This window comes from Maricaulis sp., assembly GCF_017642925.1.
In the GTDB taxonomy this organism is placed as follows: domain Bacteria; phylum Pseudomonadota; class Alphaproteobacteria; order Caulobacterales; family Maricaulaceae; genus Maricaulis.
Map to the genome: position 1 here is coordinate 289,120 of NZ_JAEPOL010000002.1, position 20,285 is coordinate 309,404.

Consider the following 20,285-nt stretch of genomic DNA (forward strand, 5'->3'; position numbering starts at 1 on the left):
TCCCCAATTGAGCATCCGAAATCTCGACGCCCTCCTCCGGCCGCAGAGTGTGGCCCTGATCGGTGCCAGCAATCGTGCGGGCTCGGTCGGTGAGGTCGCGGCCCGCAACCTGTTCCGGAGCGGATTCCCGGGCCTCGTCATGCCGGTCAATCCGAAGTATCGCTCGATCGCCGGCGTCCTGGCCTATCCCGATATTGCGTCCTTGCCGGAAACGCCCGACCTCGCCGTCATCTGCACCCCGCCGGACACCGTGCCGGACATCATCGCCGAACTGGGCGCTCGAGGTACGCGGGCGGCCGTCATCGTCACGGCCGGCTTCGGCGAAGGCGGGCACGAGGCGGGACTGGCCCGCCGCCAGGCCGTGCTGGACGCTGCCCGGCCACACCTGATGCGCATCGTCGGTCCCAACTGCCTGGGCATCGTCGTGCCGCCGGCCGGGCTGAATGCCAGCTTCTCCCACCTTATGCCCGGCGCGGGCAGGCTGGCCTTCGCCACCCAGTCCGGCGCCATCGTGACCGCGGTGGTGGACTGGGCCGCGGCGCGCGATATCGGCTTTTCCCACCTTGTCTCACTGGGCGACATGATCGACGTCGATTTCGGCGACATGCTGGACTATCTCGCCCGCGATCCGGGCACCGACGCCATCCTGCTCTATGTCGAAGCCATCACCTCGGCCCGCAAGTTCATGTCGGCCGCGCGGGCGGCGGCCCGCATGAAACCGGTGATCGTGGTGAAGGCGGGCCGGCATGCCGAAGGCGCCGCTGCCGCCGCTTCGCACACCGGAGCCCTGGCGGGCGAGGATGCGGTCTATGATGCCGTCTTCCGCCGGGCCGGCCTGTTGCGGGTCTATTCCCTGGAAGACCTGTTCCACGCCGCCGGCATCCTTGCCACGCGGCAGCGCCCGGCCGGCGACCGGCTGGCGATCCTGTCCAATGGCGGCGGAATCGCCGTGCTGGCAACCGACGCGCTGATCGACGAGGGTGGCGCGCTGGCCCCTCTGGACACGGCCACCCGCCAGAGGCTCGACGGCGTCCTGCCACCAACCTGGTCGCACGGCAACCCGGTCGACATCATCGGTGATGCCGACGGTCCGCGTTATGCGGCAGCACTCGAGACACTGCTGGAGAGCGACAGCAATGACGCCATCCTCGTGCTCAACTGTCCGACGGGCGTAACCTCCTCGCTGGAGGCCGCCGAGTCCGTGATCGACACGGTCGCGCGCATGGCGCCGGACAAGCCGGTGCTGACGAGCTGGGTCGGCGAGCTGACCGCCCGCGCGGCCCGTACGCGCTTCGCCGCGTCCCGTATGGCCGATTTCGCCACGCCGGAAGAAGCAGTGAAGGCTTTCATGTACTTGGTCGAAGACCAGCGCGCCCGCGAGGCCCTGATGGAGACGCCGCCCGCACAGCCTGGCGACATCCGGCCCGACCGGGACGGCGCCGCGACCATTCTCTCGACCGCAATCCGCGAAGGCCGTGAGTGGCTCAGTGAACCGGAAGCGAAGTCCGTGATGGACGCCTATGGCATCCCGGTCTCGCCAACGGCGGTCGCCCGCACGCCCGCCGACGCTGCAGCCCGCGCCGAGGCGTTCGCCATCCCTGTCGCCCTGAAAATCCTGTCGCGGGATATCACGCACAAATCCGATGTCGGCGGTGTGGCCCTGAACCTGACCGGCGCTGATGCCGTCACGGCGGCGGCGCAGGCCATGCTTGACCGTGTCGCCAGGCATCGCCCCGGAGCCCGTATCGACGGCTTCACCGTCCAGCCCATGATCGAACGGCCGGGTGCCCACGAACTCATTCTCGGCCTCAAGGAAGACGCCCAGTTCGGCCCCGTCGTGCTGTTCGGCCAGGGTGGTCTCTCCGTGGAAGTCGTGGCGGACCGCGCCATAGGCCTGCCACCGCTGAACATGAAGCTGGCGCGCGAACTGATCGGCCGCACGCGGGTCGCGCGCCTGCTGCGCGGATATCGCGACCGGCCCGCCGCCGATCTCGACAGCATCGCCGTCAGCCTGATCCGCATCGCCCAGCTGGCCGCCGACCATCCGCAGATTGTCGAACTCGATATCAATCCGCTGCTGGCGGACGCCGCCGGCGTGATCGCACTGGACGCCCGGATCCGTGTCGCGGACCGGGCAGGCAGCGGGCTGGACCGGCTGGCCATCCGGCCCTACCCGGCTGAACTGGAAACGCCCGTGGAACTTGAAGGCATCGGCCCCGCCATACTGCGCCCGGTGCGGCCGGAGGACGAGCCGGCCTTCCACGGTGCCTTTGCCCGGCTGGCCGAGGAGGAGACCCAGCTGCGCCTGTTCGGTCCCGTGGCAATATCCGGTCATGCCGCGGCGGCGCGCTTCACACAAATTGACTATGACCGGGAGATGAGCCTTGTCCTTGCCGAGCCGGGGCCGGCCGGGACAGCCGCACTCTATGGCATCGTCCGCATGAGCGCGGATCCGGACGGTGAGCGCGCCGAATTCACGCTGATCGTTCGGCCCGACAAGGCCGGTGCCGGTGTCGGCACCTGCCTGATGACACATCTGATTGCCTGCGCCCGCAACCGCGGAATCGGTGAACTGTTCGGCCTCGTTCCCGCCGGCAATGCCGCCATGCTCGCTCTGACGCACAACCTCGGCTTCCACGCGGAACCCGTAGCCGATCGCGAGGGTTTGACGCGCGTCGTCCTGCATCTGACGCAGACATGATCGCGCCTAGTGTGCCAGCAATACTGGGCATTCGGCCTCGTGGAGAAGACGTCGCGTGAACCCGCCCAGCACGGTCTGCTGCAGCCGGCCGTGAGAATAGGCACCCATGACGACCAGCTCCGGCTCGTCGGCATCGATCACTTTCATCATCACGTCTTCGGCCCGCTCAAACAGGCTCCGCTCAACCTGCCGAGGTTCGGCGGCAATACCATGCAGACGCAGATAGGCCGACGCTGCCTCGGCCGAAAGCTGGTCCTTTTCCGTTTCGCCGATAGACAGCAGGGTGACGGAGCGTGCGGCGGCCAGCAGCGGCCGCGCTGCCAGCAGGGCCCGCGCGGCCTCCAGCCCGCCATTCCAGGCGACGACAATGGTGGCGGGAACATGTTTGATTCGCGTTTCACGGCCGAACACGAGAAGCGGCCGCGCCGATCCGAACAGTACAGATTCCATGAGGCCGTACTCGTCACGCCGGTCGACCGCGTCGGGCCTCACCATGACAGTGAGATCGCAAAGGCGGGCCCGCTCACCGAGCCCGTAGACGCTGCCAGCCTCGAACTCGCTCCAGGACGCCGTCGGCGCCTGCTCCGGCCGGACTTCGCCCAGCTCGACCACATCCAGCTTGTGAGTCTTGCACAGGCCTTCAAAGCGCGTCTTGAGTTCCCGTGCCGCCGATTCAACCGCTTCGGACAAGGCGTCGTAGTTGCTTTGAAGATAAGGAACGGCAACCGGATAATACATCCCGCCGGGCAGCTCGACGCGGGGCCGGGCATGGACCACGTCGAGATGCGCCCCGAAATGCCGGGCCAGAACCAGGGCGTTCTTGAAGCCGGTCTCGCAGGTCCCGGCGTCGACAAAGGGTATGGTAATCTTGCGGATGTCCATTGTCCCACTCCTTGAAATGCGAGCAGAGTGGGCCCGGCCGCCAGCCGCAGCATTGACGCTGATCAAAAATGGCGGGAAGCGATCACGCAGCCAAAACGACAATGCCGAGCCAGCAATGCTCCCACACCGGCCGCCCCAAGTCCGGCAAGAAGGGGCTGCGCCGGCAACGCGCCCAGGGGCGTGGTCACGGCAGCGACCGATCCGATGCCGCCCCTTCGCCGCCCTGCGCTGCGATCGCGTGGAAGCCGGCGGCCATGAACTCGGCCATTCGCTGTTTGGCTGCCAGCAGATCGTCCGACCGGCACACGCCGCCGGACAGTGCATCGATACGGCCTGTACGCGCGAGTGTGAGCATGAAGGCGCCGGTCACGAAGTGGTAGCCCCAGAACAGGTCGGCCTCGCTGCAACCGGGCAGCGCACGCTTGAGCAGCTCGATTAGGCGGCGCACCACCGGGTCGAAGTGCTTTTCCATGATATCGGCCCCCCAGTCGGGCGTATTGGCGACCTGTGCGCCTAGGGCGAGCGCGTGCTTCCATTCCTCCTGGTGTTCGAGATAGAGCTCGAAGTCGGAGTCGAGGAAAGCGTGCAGCGCTCCTTCGACGGTAGGGGTGCCGCCACAGGCTTCTTCATAGGCCTCCAGCGCGTCCGCACGCCGCTTGCTGGACACCGGTGCCCGCCGGGCGAACACGGCATCGACCAACGCGTTCTTGTCGTCGAAATAGTAGTGAACGAGCGTGTGATGGACCCCGGCATGCGCGGCGATGTCCTTGAGCGAGACGCCATGAAAGCCACGCTCGGCAAACAGTTCTTCTGCAGAATCGAGGATCTGCCGGATGGAGTCAGCGCGCCGTTCGGCCCGGCTACGGCGGGGAGGTCTCTCAGCCCGGCTTGTTGTTGCCACGTCGGTTTCCCAGTCTTCTTCCAATCCTGCGGGGATGAGAGGTGCATTCCGCGTGCCCCGTCGGGCAGGATATAGGGTCAGGGCGCCGCGAACCAAGCCGCCCGGTCAGCCCCCGGCGCCGCTGCAAGGGGCAGCACGTACCGGTTCCATCGCTGAGGCGATGGAACCGGTACGTAAACGCTGGCCGTGGAAGGAACCGCCAGCGTTCCCCAAGCTAGTGCCGGTAGTTCAGCCGGACCCCGATCGTCCGCGGACGTAGCGTGCTGAAGCGGGCGTCGGCAAAGGCTTCGGGGTGCGAGTAGATCAGAGAGTCATTGTCGAAGGCGTTCTCGACATAGACCGTCGCCGTGAAGTTCTCGCCGAAATGAGCCCCCAGCGACGCGTTGACGGTCTGATAGTCTTCCGTCGGGGCGTAGGTCGGCGACTGGACGCCGGGGCGACCCGGCACGTTCGGGAACTGGTTCACGAATCCGTCGACATGCCGGGCATTGACGTTGGCGAAGGCCAGCGTGTTCGGCCCGGCACTCCAGGCATAGTTCACATAGATGGAGCCCTGGAATTCCGGGAAGGCCATGGGCGCACCGAGAACCGCACCGGAAATGGCGGCCTGCGTGGCCGTGAGTTCGTCGACCTCGGCGCTGTTGAAGGAGCCGTTGATGCCGATATTCAGCCCGTCAGTGGGCATGGCATTGACCTCGAACTCGATGCCCTGGCTGGTCGCACCGCCGATATTGGTCGCGAACTGTACCTGGTCGGAGACGCGATTTGCCTGGACCTGAATGTCGCTCCAGTCGATCAGGTAGGCCGCGATATTGGCCGAGAGCCGATTGTTGAACCAGTTGCCCTTCAGACCGATCTCGAAATTCTCGAGCTCGTCCGAAACGGCGCCGTACGGGATGACGATGTCACTGGGGTCGACCGTGCTGGGCAGACCGCCGCGCGCATTCACCACCGGCGTCCGGAAGCCCGTCGCATAGGTGGCGTAGAGCGTGATGTTGTCCATCGGCTTGTAGGAGGCGCTGAACTTGAAGGACGGTCCTTCCTCGACACCTTCATCGCCCTCCGCAGCGACATTGGGCGTCACGGTAAGCGGGCCGGAAAGGCCGGCGAGCGCGCGGGCAAGGTAGTTACTCGTGTAACCGCCTTCCTCGGCAAAGCCCTGAACATCCAGCGAGCCGTAGCGCATGCCGCCGGTCAGCCAGAAATTGTCGCTGAACCGGTAGGTCAGCTCGCCGAAGGCTGCCAGCTCGTGCGACACGAAATGGCTGGAGCTGCGCGAATAGTACTCGTCCGGAAGCCCCGTCATTCCGAATGCATCTAGGAAGGCCTGATCGGACCGGTAGTTATAGTCCACATCGCGACGCTTGTAGTAGTAAAAGGCACCGACAACCCAGTCCCAGCGGCTGTCTGTCTGCGACACCAGCCGCATTTCCTGCACGAAGGCCTCGTCATAGGCGAGGGCATCGAGCGCAAAGGGAATGAAGCCGCCGAACGTCGCATCCAGGTCGATGATGAAGGACTGGTCGTAGTTCGAGAAGGTCGTCGAACTGGTGAAGTTGGCGAAGCCGAAATCATGGTCCAGCGTGATATTGTAGGAGTCGAGATAGCCGGCGAAGATGTCGGGACGGCGCGTGCGGCGCTGATCCCGGTCCGTGCCGAGGTTCGGATTGATCAGCTGGGAATCTTCCGGCTCGCTGGTCTCATGCAGATACATGAAGCGCACCGACGTGTCCGGGGTCGGCTCCCATTGCAGGATCGCGCGGCCGCCAAAGGACTCCAGCGTGTTCGCATTATCCTCTCCCGTGCCGATATTTTCGACCCAGCCTTCCTCGTTTCGGTAGAAGCCGACGACCCGCAGCGCAAGCCGGTCTTCGACCAGCGGGATGTTGACCATGCCGTTGTAGCGTTGACGGAAGGAGTCGCCCTCGGTCAGGCCGAAATCGACCAGAAGTTCGGCGTCGAACTCGTCAAGATCGGGACTGCGGGTGAGGATGCGCACGGCGCCGGCAAGCGAGCCGGATCCGAAAAGGGTACCCTGCGGGCCGCGCAGGAATTCGACGCGCTCGACATCGAACAGCGTTGAGTCCAGCTGGGTCGAGTTGCCGTTGGCCGAGATCGGAAGCTCGTCGATATAAACCGCCACCGTGTTCTGCAGGTTGGCGCCATAGCCATTGGTGGCCACGCCGCGTACCGAAAACGTATTGAAGTTGGCGGTCGGTTTGTTGAGCACCGCGCCGGGTGTTTCCAGCGCCAGGCCCTCATAGCCGACGATCCCCTTCGTCGTCAGCTCTTCCTGGGAAAACGCGGTCACACTGAGCGGAATGTCCTGGACGTTCATTTCGCGGCGGGTCGCCGTCACGACGATGACGTCGTCCCGGTCGGAGCTTTGCTGGTTTTCTTCTGCTGCCGTTTCGCCACTCGTCTGGGCAAGGGCCGGACATGGCAAGGCAATAAGAGCGACCGCGGAAACGGACGCACAGAGTACGTATTTCATCACTACTTCCTCCCCTGGTCGGTCTTTTGCCAACCTCGTTGATCACGGCATCACGCTACCGGCAAATATATTCACTGACAAGTGTGTGAAGATCTTTCCGAGCGAAATTTTCACGCGGGCCGCCGACCGGCGCATGCCTGCTGCGACATCAACATCTTAGAGGGAGGGATGAAAGCGGGGCCGGGAGCGCCCACATTGCGGCAAGCCTATTGTAAGGCGACCGCCCGGGCGTTTATGACAGGCATACACGCCTTGCAGCAGGCGGACGGAACGATTCGAAAGGACAGCCTTTGGCAGCGGAACGCAAAGCCCCGCGGAAGCGTCAGACCAAGGCCGAAAAGCGCGCTGAAACAACGGAACAGATTCTCGATGTTGCCGAGTTTCTGTTCTCCCGCAACGGATTGCACGGCGTCACGCTGAAGGATGTCGCACGCGATGTCGGCGTCCACCACACGCTGCTGAACTATTATTTCAAGGACAAACAGACGCTTTTCGACGCCGTCTTCGCGCGCCGGGCCGCCGTCACCTGCGAGCGCCGGATGAAGGCGCTGGAGGCTTACGAGGCAGAAGCCGGTGACAACCCGACCGTCGAGGGCGCCTTGCATGCCTTCCTGGACACAGACCTCGATCTCTACATCGAGGGCGGCCCGGGCTGGCGCAATTACGGCGCCCTGAGTGCCCAGGTCGCCAACACGCCCGAATGGGGCGCCGAGCTGATGGATCAGCATTTCGACCCGGTCGTGCTGCGACTGATCGGTCTGCTCAAGAAAGCCCTGCCGCACGCGTCGGAAGAGAACATCTTCTGGGGCTATCACTTCGTCAGCGGCGCTCTGATGCTGACCCTGGCCCGCACCGGACGGATCGACAAGCTGTCCGGCGGGCTGTGCAAGTCGGACGACTACGCCGCAGTCAAGTCCCGCATGGCCCAGTTCATGGCCGCAGGCTTCCACAAGATCTGCGGACCTGCCCCCGATACCAAGGACTGACGCGACCGGCCCGACCGCCGTCTTTCCCCTTGATCTCGCCGATATCCTATTTCACTATCACGCGAGCGAATAACTTTCGTTTGTGTCGTCTCCGTGTGAGCGCAGCACAAACCCGCAGCGTGAAACCGGCACCAGACCGCCCCGTTGCGGTGACATCAAGGGGAGGACGGCCGATGGCCGACACAGCGAACGCAGCGACCGCTGCGAGCGATCTGAGACGCCGTGACATCAAGGTCATTGCCGCTTCGTCACTCGGCACAATGTTCGAGTGGTTCGATTTCTATCTCTACGGGCTGCTTGCCAGCTATATCTCCGCCCAGTTCTTCTCGGGCGTGAACGAGACGACCGGCTTCATCCTGGCGCTTGCCGCCTTCGCCGCCGGCTTTGCCATCCGGCCGCTGGGCTCGATTGTGTTCGGCCGCATCGGCGATCTGGTCGGGCGCAAATATACCTTCCTGGTCACCATGGGCCTGATGGGCCTGTCGACCTTCGCCGTCGGCTTCCTGCCGAACTACGCCACGATCGGTATCGCCGCGCCAGTAATCCTTGTGGGGCTGCGCCTCGTTCAGGGGCTCGCCGTCGGCGGCGAGTATGGCGGTGCGGCAACCTATGTCGCCGAACACGCGCCGGAAGGGCGCCGCGGCTTCTTCACAAGCTTCATCCAGACCACCGCCACGATCGGCCTGTTTGCGGCCCTGCTGCTGGTCATCGGCCTGCGGGGGCTGATGGGCGAGGACGCTTTCGCGGACTGGGGCTGGAGGATCCCCTTCCTGCTGTCGATCTTCCTGCTGGCGATTTCCCTGTGGATCCGCTTCCAGCTGTCGGAAAGCCCCACCTTCCAGAAGATGAAGGATGAGGGCGCAACGTCGAAGGCGCCGCTGGCGGAAGCCTTCGGGCGCTGGCCAAACCTCAAATACGTGCTCATCGCGCTTTTCGGCGGCGTCGCCGGCCAGGCGGTGATCGGCTATACGGGCCAGTTCTACACGCTCTTCTATCTGGAGCGGATCGCGGATGTGGACCCGGCGACCTCGAATGTGCTGCTGGTCATCGCGCTGATCATCGCGACGCCGACTTTTGTCTTCTTCGGATGGCTGAGCGACAAGATCGGCCGCAAGAAGATCATCATGACGGCCTGCATCCTGGCCGCTCTCACCCTGTTTCCGCTGTTCAAGGCCCTCACGCACGCGGCCAATCCGGAACTCGCCCGCGCGGTCCGGGAGGCCCCTGTCACCGTCGTCGCAGTGGCCGATGAATGCTCCGTCCAGTTCGACCCGATCGGCCGGAACACCTTTGATTCCTCAAGCTGCGACATCGCGAAGGCCTATCTGGCGCGGAACGGCATCAACTACACCAATGCCGGCGCCCAGCCCGGTTCGGTCGCCGAGGTTCATGTCGGCGGCACGGTCATCACCGCACCCGATCCGGCACAGCACGATGCCGGCAGCCTGGCGGCCGCCATTGATGCTTTCCGCTCCGAGGTTGGCACGGAGCTGATCGCGGCCGGATATCCCAGCGAAGCGGATCCGGCCCGGATCAACCGGCCGCTCGTCATCGCCATCATTGTCGCGATCATGCTGATGGTGACGGCAGCCTATGCGCCGCTGGCCGCGATGCTCGTCGAGCTTTTCCCGGCGCGCGTGCGCTACACATCGATGTCCCTGCCCTATCACATCGGCAATGGCTGGTTCGGCGGCTTCCTTCCGACCACGGCCTTTGCCATGGTTGCGGCAACGGGAAACATCCATTTCGGCCTCTGGTATCCCGTGGTGATCGCCGGGATCACCGCCATTGTCGGCATTCTCTTCCTGCCGGAGACCTTCCGGAGGAATATCGATGCGTAGCGGAAACAGGACCGGTCTTTCGGCGACCCGTCGCGGCTTTCTGGCGGCATCGGCCGCCACCCCTTTCATCGCCGCAGCGCCGGCTGCGTCCGCCGACACGCCCGGCGATGCCCATGACAGCATCGCCCGGGATCTGCAGCGCTATATCGGCTTCGGCAACAAACAGTCGGGCGGTCCGGGCGACGAGGCCTGTGGCGCCTGGCTGGAGGAAGAGTTGGAGGCGATCGGCTTCCGGACGCAAAGACAGTCCTTCTCGGCCCCCTGGTTCAATCCGGAAACATCCGAAATCATCGCCGGCGATGCCCGCGCACACCTTTGGCCGCAACCCATTGTGCAGACGACACCGCCGGACGGCCTGACAGCGCCGCTCGTCCGCGTCGACAGCGCCGGACGCGCAGACCGGCCGCTCGCCGGCGTGATAGCCCTGGTCGATCTGGCCCATGCGCGCTGGTCATCCATGTTCTGGCCGGGCGTGGCCGGACCGGTCCGGGCGGCCTTCGAACAGGGCGCGCTGGCCTGCGTGATCATCACGAACGGGCCGAGCGGCCAGATCATCGCCCTGAATACGGACGGCCGAGCGCCGCTCCATGACAGGCCGATCGCCTTGATGGCACCGGACGATGCCGCCCCCTTCCTTGCGGCGGCCCAGGCATCGCAACCGGTCAGTCTGACGATCACCGGGCAAGGAGGCCGCCGTCCGGCCTTCAATCTGGTCGGCACACTGGACCGGGGCCGAGGCCGGTGGCTGGTCGTCTCGACGCCGCGGTCGGGCTGGTTCACCTGCGCCGGCGAACGCGGCGGCGGCATCGCGGCCTGGCTGCACATGGCGCGCTGGACGAGCCGGCACGCGCAGGACTTCGACCTGTCCTTTGTCTGCAACAGCGGCCATGAATACCAGTATCTCGGCGCGGAAGAGCTGCTCCACAACGTGGTGCCGCCGCCCGGCGAAACGGCCTTCTGGCTGCATCTCGGCGCCAATCTCGCAGCCCGGGACTGGCATTCCGGTGTCGGCGCGCGCCGCCCCCTACCCGGCACGGATTCCCAACGCTATCTCGTCGTGAGCCCGCATCTCGTGCCGGCCGCCGCGGAGGAATTCGCCGGGCTGTCCGGCTTGGAGGCCCCGTACTCCAGCGAGGAACTGTCTGCTGGCGAACTCACCAATGTGATCGAGGCCGGCTATGCGCCGGTTGCCGGCATTTTCGGCGTCCACCAATTCCATCACGTCGCGGACGATGACGCGCGCTGCGTGTCTGCTGCCGCCGTGACGGAAACGACGCTCGCCTTTCAACGCCTGCTTGAACGCGCTCTGAGGTAGCCTGATGACCCGTATCGCAACGCCCCTGACCGCCCTTTCCGCGCTCGCAGCGCTCCTTCTGACCGGGTGCAGCCAACCCGAAACGGCATCGGCGCCCCGGGTCCAGACCGCGAGCGGGACCGTGCAGGGCATAAGCGCGAACGGCGTCGTCAGTTTCAAGGGCATTCCCTATGCGCGCGCCCCTGTCGGCGATCTGCGCTGGCGCGCACCGCAGCCGGTCCTGCCCCGCGACGGCGTTCTGGCCGCGACGGCTTTCGGGCCTAGCTGCGTTCAGCAATCCATCCCCGCCAGCAGTATCTACAATGACCCGCCGGCCGCGATGTCCGAAGACTGTCTCAGCCTCAATGTCTGGGCGCCGGAGGACGCAGCGGACGCACCGGTCATGGTGTGGATTCATGGCGGGTCCCTGCGCATCGGCGGCGCGGCGCAGCACATGTACGACGGTACCGTCTTCGCCGAGCGGGGCATTGTCTTCGTGTCCATCAACTACCGGCTTGGCGCGCTGGGCTGGATGGCCCACCCCGAACTCAGCGCGGAATCGCCGCACGGCGTGTCCGGCAATTACGGTCTGCTCGACCAGATCGAAGCCTTGCGCTGGGTCCGGGAGAATGTGGCGGGCTTCGGCGGCGCCCCGGACAATGTGACCGTGATGGGCGAGTCTGCCGGTGCCCTGAGCGTGACCTATCTTCTGGCCTCGCCACTTGCCGAAGGCCTGTTCGACAAGGCCATCGTCCAGAGCACAAACCTCCGCGCCTTTCCCGAACTGGACCGGGCCGTCTTCGGCCTGCCCTCCGCAGAGGATACCGGCCTGCGAATGGGCCAGGCCCTGGGACGCACCACAATCGCCGGCCTGCGAGAGATGGATGCCGAAACACTGACGCAGGAGACCGCGCGTCTCCGGTTCAACAGCCAGGGCACGGTCGAAGGGTGGGCCCTGCCGGGACAGATTATCGACGTGCTCGACCGCAACGAACAGGCGGCCGTGCCGCTGCTGGCCGGCTTCAACAGCGACGAGCTGCGAACCCAGCGCATCCTGGTGCCAGCGGCGCCGGACACACCCGACGCGTATGAACAGCGCATCCGGTGCGGATACGGGGAATACGCGGACGCGTATCTGGCGATCTATCCCCCTGACGACCCGGAACAGGCGACCTTCGATGCTTTCCGGGACACGGTCTACGGCTGGGCCGGCGAGCACTTTGTCCGATCCCAGACCGACATCGGAGCTCCCGCCTATCTGTACATGTTCGATCATTGCTATCCCGCTGCCGAAGCACGCGGTATTTGCGGCTTTCACGCCAGCGAACTGCCTTTCGTGTTCGGCCAGACCGGCGAGACGGCTGCGCTGACCGCGAACTGGCCCGCACCGGTCGACGAGAGGGACGCGGCCCTGTCCACAGCCATGATCGATTATTGGGTGTCCTTCGCCGCGACCGGCCAGCCGGTCAGCGAAGACGGGCCGGACTGGCTGCCCTACGCGCAGGACCAGTCCTTCATGCGCTTCGACGGCACGCCGCATCTTGAACGCGACCCGGTCCCCGGCATGTACGAATTCCACCGCGACTGGGTCGCGCGGCAACGCGCCCGCAACGAGCAGTGGTTCCTGCAGGTCGGGATCAATGCGCCGCAGACCTGCCAGACCGCGGGAGCTGCCGAAGAATAGTCGCGGCGGTCCGGGGCGGCTTGGCAAAATGTTATTCACACACATTAGAATGAATGTTGACATCGCGAGTCCGGCCCGCTCAAGATGCGCTTCAAACAGGCCAAGAGAGCCAGAGTTTTCGGGAGGACACCGGTGCGTCACATGCCGGATTATCCGGAATGCCCCGTTGCGGGCATCCGTTCGAATAACGCGCCACTCGGCCTGCCGGCCCCGCGAGGGGAGGGCCAGGCATGAGCGCTGAACCGCCAAGCCCCGACATCACCCAGATTCCCGCCGAACCGGGTGTGCAGCCCCGGCTTGAGCCGACCGGGGATACGGCCGACAACCCGCCAGCCCCCGGGCGCCGCGCCTGGGTGGTGCTGGGCATCCTGTGCTTTGTCTACGTCCTCAACTTCCTGGACCGCCAGCTCCTGTCCATCCTGGCCAAGCCGATCCAGGACACGCTGGGCATATCGGACAGCCAGCTGGGCTTGATCGGCGGGCTCTACTTCGCCTTCTTCTACTGTTTCATCGCCATTCCCGTCGGCTGGCTTGCCGACAAGACAAACCGCGTCGGTATCCTGGCGCTGGCCTGTGCGATCTGGAGCGCGGCAACGATCGCCTGCGGTGCAGCCCGCAATTACGGCCAGCTTGTCGTGGCGCGCATGACGGTGGGCTTCGGCGAAGCCGGCGGCGTGCCGCCCTCCTATGCGATCATCACCGACTATTTCCCCAAGGGCCGCCGCGGTACCGCGCTGGGTATCTTCAATCTCGGCCCGCCGATCGGGGCCGCGCTGGGCATCGCTTTCGGCGCATCGATCGCCGCGGCCTTCAGCTGGCGCGATGCCTTCTACGTGCTTGGTGGCGTCGGCCTGGTCGCCGCCATTGTCGTCGCCGTGTTCGTTCGCGAACCCAGGCGCGGCGGGCTGGACGAGCCCAATCCGGAACTTGCATCCGAACCGTCCGGCTTCTGGGTCACGCTGAAAATGTTCTTCTCCCACAAAGCGCTCATGCTGGCGGCGCTGGGCAGTGGCGCGACACAGTTCATCACCTACGGCCTCGGCAATTTCACCGCACTCTTCCTGATGCGCGAAAAGGGCATGACCCTGAACGAAATCGCCGTCTGGTATGCCCTGGTCGTGGGGATCGGCATGAGTGCCGGCATCTTCACGTCCGGCTGGGCCATCGACCGCTTCACCCGGATCTCCAAACGCTACTACGCGCTGATCCCGGCCGCCTCGCTGGCCCTGTGCATTCCCTTCTATATCGGATTTGTCTGGGCGCCCGGCTGGCAGCTGGCCACCCTGTTCCTGATCGGCCCGAGCTTCCTGAACTACTTCTATCTGTCGTCCTCGGTGGCCCTTGTTCAGGAAGAAGTCCGGCCGGACCAGCGCGTGATGTCCGGCGCCCTGCTCCTGCTGGTGATGAATTTCATCGGGCTTGGCCTGGGGCCGACCTATGTCGGCATTGCCAGCGACGTCTTCCGCGTCAGCTTTCCCGACAATTCCCTGCAGATCGCCCTGTACACGCTGGTACCGTTCTACGGCCTGGCGATCGCCCTGTTCCTCGCCCTGGCGCGTGTGCTCGCGCGCGAAGAGGCCAAGCAAGGAGGTGCCTCATGACCTGGAAACTCGATACGCCCGCCCTTAGGGCCGGCGCCCTCGCCTGCCTGCTCGCCGGCTCTGCCGCCTGCGCCCAGGCCGGCACGGAAGACGCGCCGGTCGTCGAGGCGCCGGCCGGACCGATCTCCGGACAGGCCGAAGGCGGGCTTCACATCTTCAAGGGCATCCCCTACGCCCGGCCGCCGGTCGGCGAGGCCCGCTGGACGCCCCCGCAGCCCATGGAACCCTGGCAGGACACGCTGCAGGCACACGATTACGGCCCGTCCTGTGTGCAGCGCGTGCGCGAGACGACCAGTATCTACGCCTCCGACATCACCCCGGTCAGCGAGGACTGTCTCAGCCTGAACATCTGGGCACCGGAAGATGCCGACAACGCACCGGTTCTTGTGTGGATCCACGGCGGCGCGCTGTCGGCCGGGTCGACCCGGGAGCCGCTCTATGACGGCGCCCGCCTGGCGCAGGACGGCATCATCGTCGTGTCGATCAATTACCGTCTGGGTGTCCTGGGCTATCTGGCCCACCCCGAACTCAGTGCGGAATCGCCCGATGGCGTGTCCGGCAATTACGGGCTTCTCGACCAGATCCAGGCCCTGCGCTGGATACAGGACAATATCGGCGCATTCGGCGGCGATGCGGACAATGTCACGATCACCGGTGAATCCGCCGGCGGTCTGAGCGTGATGTATCTGATGGCTGCACCCGCCGCGCGCGGCCTGTTTTCGCGCGCCATCGCCCAGAGCGCCTACATGATCTCGACGCCGGAACTCAAACGTCCGGTCCACGGCGCCTTCGCGGCCGAAGCCGTCGGCACCTATATCGCCAACCAGCTGGGAGCAGCGGATATCGCCGAACTTCGCGCCATGGATGCCCAAGCCGTGACCAATGGCGCCCTGGCCGCCGGCTATCTCACTTCTGGCACGATCGACGGGCACATCCTGCCCCGGCAACTGGTCGAAACCTTCGATCGAGGCGAGCAGGCCGCCGTGCCGATCATCGCCGGGTTCAACCAGGGCGAGATCCGCACACTGACGGCACTGGCGCCCGCCATGCCGGAGAGCGCCGAAGCCTATGAGAGCCGTATCCGCGAGCTCTATGGCGACATGGCCGAAGATTTCCTGCGGCTCTACCCAAGCGACGACCTGCAGGAGAGCATCTACGAGACCACCCGCGACGCCTTGTACAGCTGGACTGCTGAGCGCCTGGTCCGCAGTCAGGAAGCCCTCGGGCAACCGGGTTATCTCTACATGTTCGACCACGGCTACCCCGCCGCTGACGAGCGGGGCCTGCACGCTTTCCACGCAGCCGAACTGCCCTACATGTTCGGCAATACGCAGCGCACGCCGCCCTACTGGCCGCCCCTGCCGGATACGCCGGAAGAAGCCGCCTATGCCGATGCGATGACCGGATACTGGTCCAGCTTTGCGCGCACCGGCGAACCGGCCGCGGACGGCGCGGCGGCCTGGCCGAATTACGGACAGACGCGCGCCTACATGCATTTCACCGAGACGCCGCAGGCGGGCGAAAACGTGCTGCCGGGCATGTATGAGTTTGTCGAGGAACTGGTTTGCCGCCGCCGGGCCGCTGGCGGCCAGGGCTGGCACTGGAATGTCGGGCTGGCCTCTCCGCCGGTCCCCGCCGGACAGCCGGATTGCGAATAGTCCCGCCTCCGCGACACACCCGAACCCCCTTGCCTGAGCGCCACGCCCACCCGGGCGTGGCGCTATTGTTTCAGCGCGATAAAGCCGGCGGCCAGAAAGTCACTGATCCGGTGCTTGATCGCGGGAAAGTCATCGGCGTGGCAGACACCGTCAGAGAGGCGATCGATCCGGCCGGTGCGGGCCAGCGTCGTCATCAGGGCACCGGTGACAAAGTGATAGCCCCAGAAGATGTCTTCTTCGCTGTGATCCGGCAGGGCGCGCTTGAGTATGCCGACAAGCTTCAGCACGACGGGATCGAAATGGGCGTCCATCAGCTCGGCGCCTTCAGGGGTATTGCTGACCCGGGCACAGAAGGAGGCGTAGTTCATCCAGGCCTCGCCACCTTCGAAATAGAGATCCAGATCGGTATCGAGAAACGCGCGCAGCGCACCCTCGACCGTCGGCGTGTCGCCGGCCTGTGCCTCATACTCCGACAACGCCGTCATGCGGCGTTCGCTCGTCACGGCGGCCCGCCGCGCAAACACGGCCTCGAACAGGTGTTTCTTGTCGTCGAAATAATAGTGCAGCAGCGTGGTGTGGATGCCGACACGCTTGCCGACATCGCGCAACGTCACGCCGTGCAGACCGTGCCGCGAAAACAGGTATTCCGCCGCATCGAGGATCTGCTCCAGCGTTTCCGCGCGCTGTTCAGCCTTGGAGCGACGCGCCCGGCGCCGAGGCTGTGACACGGCCTTCGCGCGGGCACCGTCTGTATTTTTTCGCGATTGGCCCGTCATACTCGTCCCGGTCCTATCCTGCCGTCGCATAGTCAAGCCGCAGCCTGCGCTTGTCGATCTTGCCGGTCGGGGCGAGCGGCATGGCATCGACCAGAATGAGCTGATCGGGAATCCACCAGTCAGCGACCTGCCCGCGCAGGACACCTTGCAGGGCAGCCTGGTCCGGTTTCATGCCCTGGTTGGGCTCAACGATGAGCACCGGCCGTTCGCCCCATTTCGGATCCGCACGGCCGATCACCGCGACCTGGCACACATCGGGGTGCCGCCCCACAATCTCCTCGATCTCGGCGGGATTGATCCACTCGCCCCCGGATTTGATAAGGTCCTTGGCCCGGCCGCAGATCGTCAGATTGCCGTCATCGTCGAGCGATGCCAGATCGCCGGTGTCAAAATAACCGTCTTCGTCCAGAGCGTCCGTATCGGCCCGGAAATACCGGTCCAACACGCTCGCGCCCTTCACCTTGAGGTGCCCGACAACATTTCGCTGCTCCGCCAGTTCACGGCCGTCCCGGTCGGTCAGTTTGAGATCGAGCCCCAATGGCGGACGCCCGGATGATTGCAGGGCCTGCGCTGGTGCCCCCGGCGGCGCGATCGTACCGACCGGCGACAACTCCGTCATGCCCCAGCTGGTCTGCACCTCGACCCCCAGGCGCGTCTCCATGCGGCGGATCAGGCTGTCGGGGCATTTCGAACCACCGATCAGAACCCGCTTGAGGTCCGGCAGTTCGCCGCCGGTCTCATCGAGATGGTCCATAACACCAACCCAGATCGTCTGGACGCCGGCGGCCAGCGTCACACCCTCCTCGCGCATCAGCTTGGCAAGGCTGGCACCATCGGCACGGCGTCCGGGCAAAACGAGCTGCGCGCCCACGGCCGGCGCCGCGAAAGGCAAGCCCCATCCATTGGCATGAAACATGGGCACCGCAACCAGCACCGTGTCCTGGCCGGTCAACGCAATAGCGTCGGCCTGGAGTGCGCGCAGCGTGTGCAGATAGTTCGAGCGGTGCGTGTAGAGGACCCCTTTGGGCCGGCCTGTCGTGCCGGATGTATAGCACAGTCCTGCCGGCGTATTCTCGTCGAACCCGCCCCAGGCCACCGGCTTGCCGCAGGATTGCAGAAGGGTTTCGTACGGCCAGAACCGGACAGCCTCTCCTGCGCAGCACATTTTCGCCGGACCGTCGCCATCAAGCCAGATCACGTGCTCGATCACCGGACAGAGCGGCAGAAGCGCGGCCACAAGATCGGCAAGGCTGGAAGCCGCGGCGATGACCCGGTCCTCGGCCTCATTGATCATGGCGGCGAGATGGGACGGCGTGAGGCGGGGATTGAGCGTATGACAGACCAGCCCGCAGCCCATCGACGCATAGTAGACTTCAAGATGATGCTGCGTGTTCCAGCCGAGCGTTCCGATACAGTCTCCCATCGAAAGCCCCAGAGACCCGAGCGCCCCCGATAAAAGGTTCGCCCGCCGTCGCAGTGCCCCGTAGGAAAGGCGGTCCACCCCTGCTTCGCCCCCGGCCGACACGACCCCGCGCTGCCCGTTCCATTTCGCTGCGTGGTCCAGGAATTTGTCGATGGTAAGCGAGTAGGTCTGCATCGCGGATACACACTTGTTGTCGAGGAAGCAGATTGCCGTCCGGGAAGTTCGGCAATTCGCTCCGTCTCTTGTTCGGAACAGGCCCGGATGGGGAGCACCGCACCCGCGCGAAGCGCAGGCCGGACCAATTGCGGAAAGAGGGGTCCAATCGCGACAGGACGACCGGCAACACGATGCAACCCCACTGGTACACAAGGCAAAACTAGCCGCCTGCCCAGACCCTTGTCAATGTTCATTATACTGTGAGCGAATAAGTTCACATGGCCCGCCCGATCGTGCTAGGGGATGCGATCAGGGCACTTCACCGTGCCAGATTCGGTTTGTACGGGACATCGAACGTCCCCGGGGGAGAGGTATATGATCGATCTTTCTAGACAGGTTGCCATCGTGACGGGTGCCGGTGGTGGTCTGGGCCGTTCGCACGCTCATCTTCTTGCGGCGCGGGGCGCTCACATACTGGTCAATGACCTCGGAGAAGGGGCCGAAACCGTCGCGGCAGAGATCTGCCGCAAGGGCGGCTCGGCCATCGCCTTTCAGGGCTCGGTCACAGACGCAGACGCCATGCAGTCCATGGCAGACACCGCGATGGCGCACTGGGGCCGGATCGATATTCTTGTCAACAATGCCGGCATATTGCGCGACAAGACCTTCGCGAAAATGCCGCTTTCGGACTTCCAGCTGGTCCTCGACGTGCATCTCACAGGTGCCGCCAACTGCACCAAGGCGGTCTGGCAGGTCATGCGCGACCAGGGCTATGGCCGGATCGTCATGACGACCTCGTCATCGGGCCTGTACGGCAATTTCGGCCAGTCCAATTACGGCGCCGCCAAGCTCGGCCTTGTCGGGCTGATGAACACGCTCGCGCTTGAGGGCAAGAAGTACGGCATCCACGTCAACTGCCTGGCGCCGACAGCGGCCACGCAGATGATGGAGGGCATACTGCCGGCCGAGCAGCTCGAACGGCTCGACCCCGGCCGTGTCAGCCCGGCCGTCCTCGCCCTGTGTTCGAAGGACGCTCCGACGCGCCAGATCCTGTGCGCCGGCGCAGGCGGTTTCGAACTGGCCCACATCACCCTGACCCGCGGCATCCATATCGCCGACGGACCGGACATGGCCGAGACCCTGCTCGAACGCTGGTCCGAACTCACCGACAGAAGCCGCGAGATCATCCCCGAACAGGGCTTCGACCAAAGCCGCCTCGAACTGGAAAAAGCCGGCTACACATCGCCTGATCAAGCTGCGGAGTAGCCGGTTCGGGGCAGCCGGCGCCGTCAGGACGGCATCCTCCTCGCCCGCCGCAGACCGGAGGAAATGCAGCACTCTTCGCAATGGCAGGGAAGTATGGCGGTGGTGTCAGACAAAAGCGGAGCAGTCTCGAAGGGCCGGGCGCTTGCAGATCTGTTGCGCGAAGATCGGCACGAGACGGCTCAATAGAAGCGAACCGTCTCATGGGTGGTGTCGATGCCGCGCTCGTGGAGCAGGTTCGCGACGTTTCGAAGCGAGAGCGGGAAGCGGACGTTCATCACTACCGCGAGGCAGATGGTCTAGGGCGAGGCCTTGAAATACCGAAGCGGACTACGCATCGGAAAACGCTATGATTTCACGCCAAGGTGCTCAAAATGCATTTTCCTCCAACAGTGCCCGCGCCAGGGTGATGGACTATTTCAAGACCGGCAGCCTGCTCGTGCACGACCCGCCCAGCCAGAAGCGCCAGATCGCTCACTGACACCCCCCGCTACCGTCCGAGGCTGAGCGGGAGTCTGAGGTTGATGCGTGCGGAGTTGGCTTTGAAGTCGCCGTCTCCGATGCCGGCGAGGCTGACTTCCAGGCCGAGCATGGCGCCATTGGCGAAGACGGCACCGGCGCCGAA

At 64.9% G+C, this 20,285-nt stretch carries 14 protein-coding genes and 1 pseudogene; 9 read left to right on the top strand and 6 right to left on the bottom strand.

Translation table 11 applies throughout. The annotated features are described in order from the left end of the window. The first annotated feature begins 7 nt into the window (after positions 1 to 7). Positions 8 to 2,701 (top strand): GNAT family N-acetyltransferase, encoded by a 2,694-nt coding sequence (locus JJ918_RS02880; protein ID WP_291882986.1) that lies wholly within the window; start codon positions 8 to 10, stop codon positions 2,699 to 2,701. 6 nt (positions 2,702 to 2,707) lie between these two features. Here JJ918_RS02880 and JJ918_RS02885 read toward each other — a convergent pair whose 3' ends face one another. The 3 genes from JJ918_RS02885 to JJ918_RS02895 form a co-directional block, all read right to left on the bottom strand. Then, positions 2,708 to 3,583 carry a universal stress protein gene (locus JJ918_RS02885; protein WP_291882988.1) on the bottom strand — a complete coding sequence of 292 codons (876 nt, stop codon included), beginning with the start codon at positions 3,581 to 3,583 and terminating at the stop codon, positions 2,708 to 2,710. A 184-nt stretch (positions 3,584 to 3,767) separates the two neighbouring features. Then, the gene (locus JJ918_RS02890) at positions 3,768 to 4,484 is read right to left on the bottom strand and encodes a TetR/AcrR family transcriptional regulator (RefSeq protein WP_291882991.1); all 717 of its coding nucleotides are present in this window, start codon (positions 4,482 to 4,484) and stop codon (positions 3,768 to 3,770) included. Positions 4,485 to 4,698: 214 nt separating this feature from the next. Then, the gene (locus JJ918_RS02895; protein WP_291882993.1) at positions 4,699 to 6,978 is read right to left on the bottom strand and encodes a TonB-dependent receptor; all 2,280 of its coding nucleotides are present in this window, start codon (positions 6,976 to 6,978) and stop codon (positions 4,699 to 4,701) included. 290 nt (positions 6,979 to 7,268) lie between these two features. On the opposite strand from JJ918_RS02895, the gene JJ918_RS02900 reads away from it, so the two are divergent. The 6 genes from JJ918_RS02900 to JJ918_RS02925 all read left to right on the top strand — a co-directional run bounded on the left by JJ918_RS02900 (position 7,269) and on the right by JJ918_RS02925 (position 16,042). Then, complete coding sequence (locus JJ918_RS02900; RefSeq protein ID WP_291882996.1) at positions 7,269 to 7,964, top strand: TetR/AcrR family transcriptional regulator; 696 nt, start codon at positions 7,269 to 7,271, stop codon at positions 7,962 to 7,964. Positions 7,965 to 8,137: 173 nt separating this feature from the next. Beyond that, a complete protein-coding gene (locus JJ918_RS02905; protein ID WP_291882999.1) occupies positions 8,138 to 9,805 on the top strand; it encodes an MFS transporter in 1,668 nt (555 codons plus the stop codon). Further along, positions 9,798 to 11,120: a hypothetical protein gene (locus JJ918_RS02910; protein WP_291883004.1), complete on the top strand. Its 1,323-nt coding sequence runs from the start codon at positions 9,798 to 9,800 to the stop codon at positions 11,118 to 11,120. The genes JJ918_RS02905 and JJ918_RS02910 overlap by 8 nt, the downstream gene beginning before the upstream one ends. Before the next feature lie 4 nt (positions 11,121 to 11,124). After that, positions 11,125 to 12,783, top strand: a complete 1,659-nt coding sequence (locus JJ918_RS02915; protein WP_291883006.1) for a carboxylesterase family protein — start codon at positions 11,125 to 11,127, stop codon at positions 12,781 to 12,783. A gap of 230 nt (positions 12,784 to 13,013) precedes the next feature. After that, positions 13,014 to 14,384 (top strand): MFS transporter, encoded by a 1,371-nt coding sequence (locus JJ918_RS02920; protein WP_291883010.1) that lies wholly within the window; start codon positions 13,014 to 13,016, stop codon positions 14,382 to 14,384. Beyond that, complete coding sequence (locus JJ918_RS02925; protein ID WP_291883013.1) at positions 14,381 to 16,042, top strand: carboxylesterase family protein; 1,662 nt, start codon at positions 14,381 to 14,383, stop codon at positions 16,040 to 16,042. The genes JJ918_RS02920 and JJ918_RS02925 overlap by 4 nt, the downstream gene beginning before the upstream one ends. 62 nt (positions 16,043 to 16,104) lie before the next feature. Here JJ918_RS02925 and JJ918_RS02930 read toward each other — a convergent pair whose 3' ends face one another. Next, positions 16,105 to 16,818 carry a TetR/AcrR family transcriptional regulator gene (locus JJ918_RS02930; RefSeq protein WP_367277623.1) on the bottom strand — a complete coding sequence of 238 codons (714 nt, stop codon included), beginning with the start codon at positions 16,816 to 16,818 and terminating at the stop codon, positions 16,105 to 16,107. Between the two features lie 13 nt (positions 16,819 to 16,831). Then, complete coding sequence (locus JJ918_RS02935; RefSeq protein WP_291883018.1) at positions 16,832 to 18,415, bottom strand: AMP-binding protein; 1,584 nt, start codon at positions 18,413 to 18,415, stop codon at positions 16,832 to 16,834. A 357-nt stretch (positions 18,416 to 18,772) separates the two neighbouring features. On the opposite strand from JJ918_RS02935, the gene JJ918_RS02940 reads away from it, so the two are divergent. Then, on the top strand, positions 18,773 to 19,663 hold the full coding sequence (locus JJ918_RS02940; protein WP_291883021.1) for an SDR family NAD(P)-dependent oxidoreductase: 891 nt from the start codon (positions 18,773 to 18,775) through the stop codon (positions 19,661 to 19,663). A 138-nt stretch (positions 19,664 to 19,801) separates the two neighbouring features. On the opposite strand, the pseudogene JJ918_RS17210 reads toward JJ918_RS02940, so the two are convergent. Next, positions 19,802 to 19,938, bottom strand: a pseudogene (locus tag JJ918_RS17210) (IS6 family transposase); the annotation flags it as partial. Between the two features lie 71 nt (positions 19,939 to 20,009). On the opposite strand from JJ918_RS17210, the gene JJ918_RS02945 reads away from it, so the two are divergent. Continuing rightward, positions 20,010 to 20,141, top strand: coding sequence for a hypothetical protein (locus JJ918_RS02945; protein ID WP_291883024.1), 132 nt, complete (start codon positions 20,010 to 20,012; stop codon positions 20,139 to 20,141). The last annotated feature ends 144 nt before the right edge of the window (positions 20,142 to 20,285 follow it).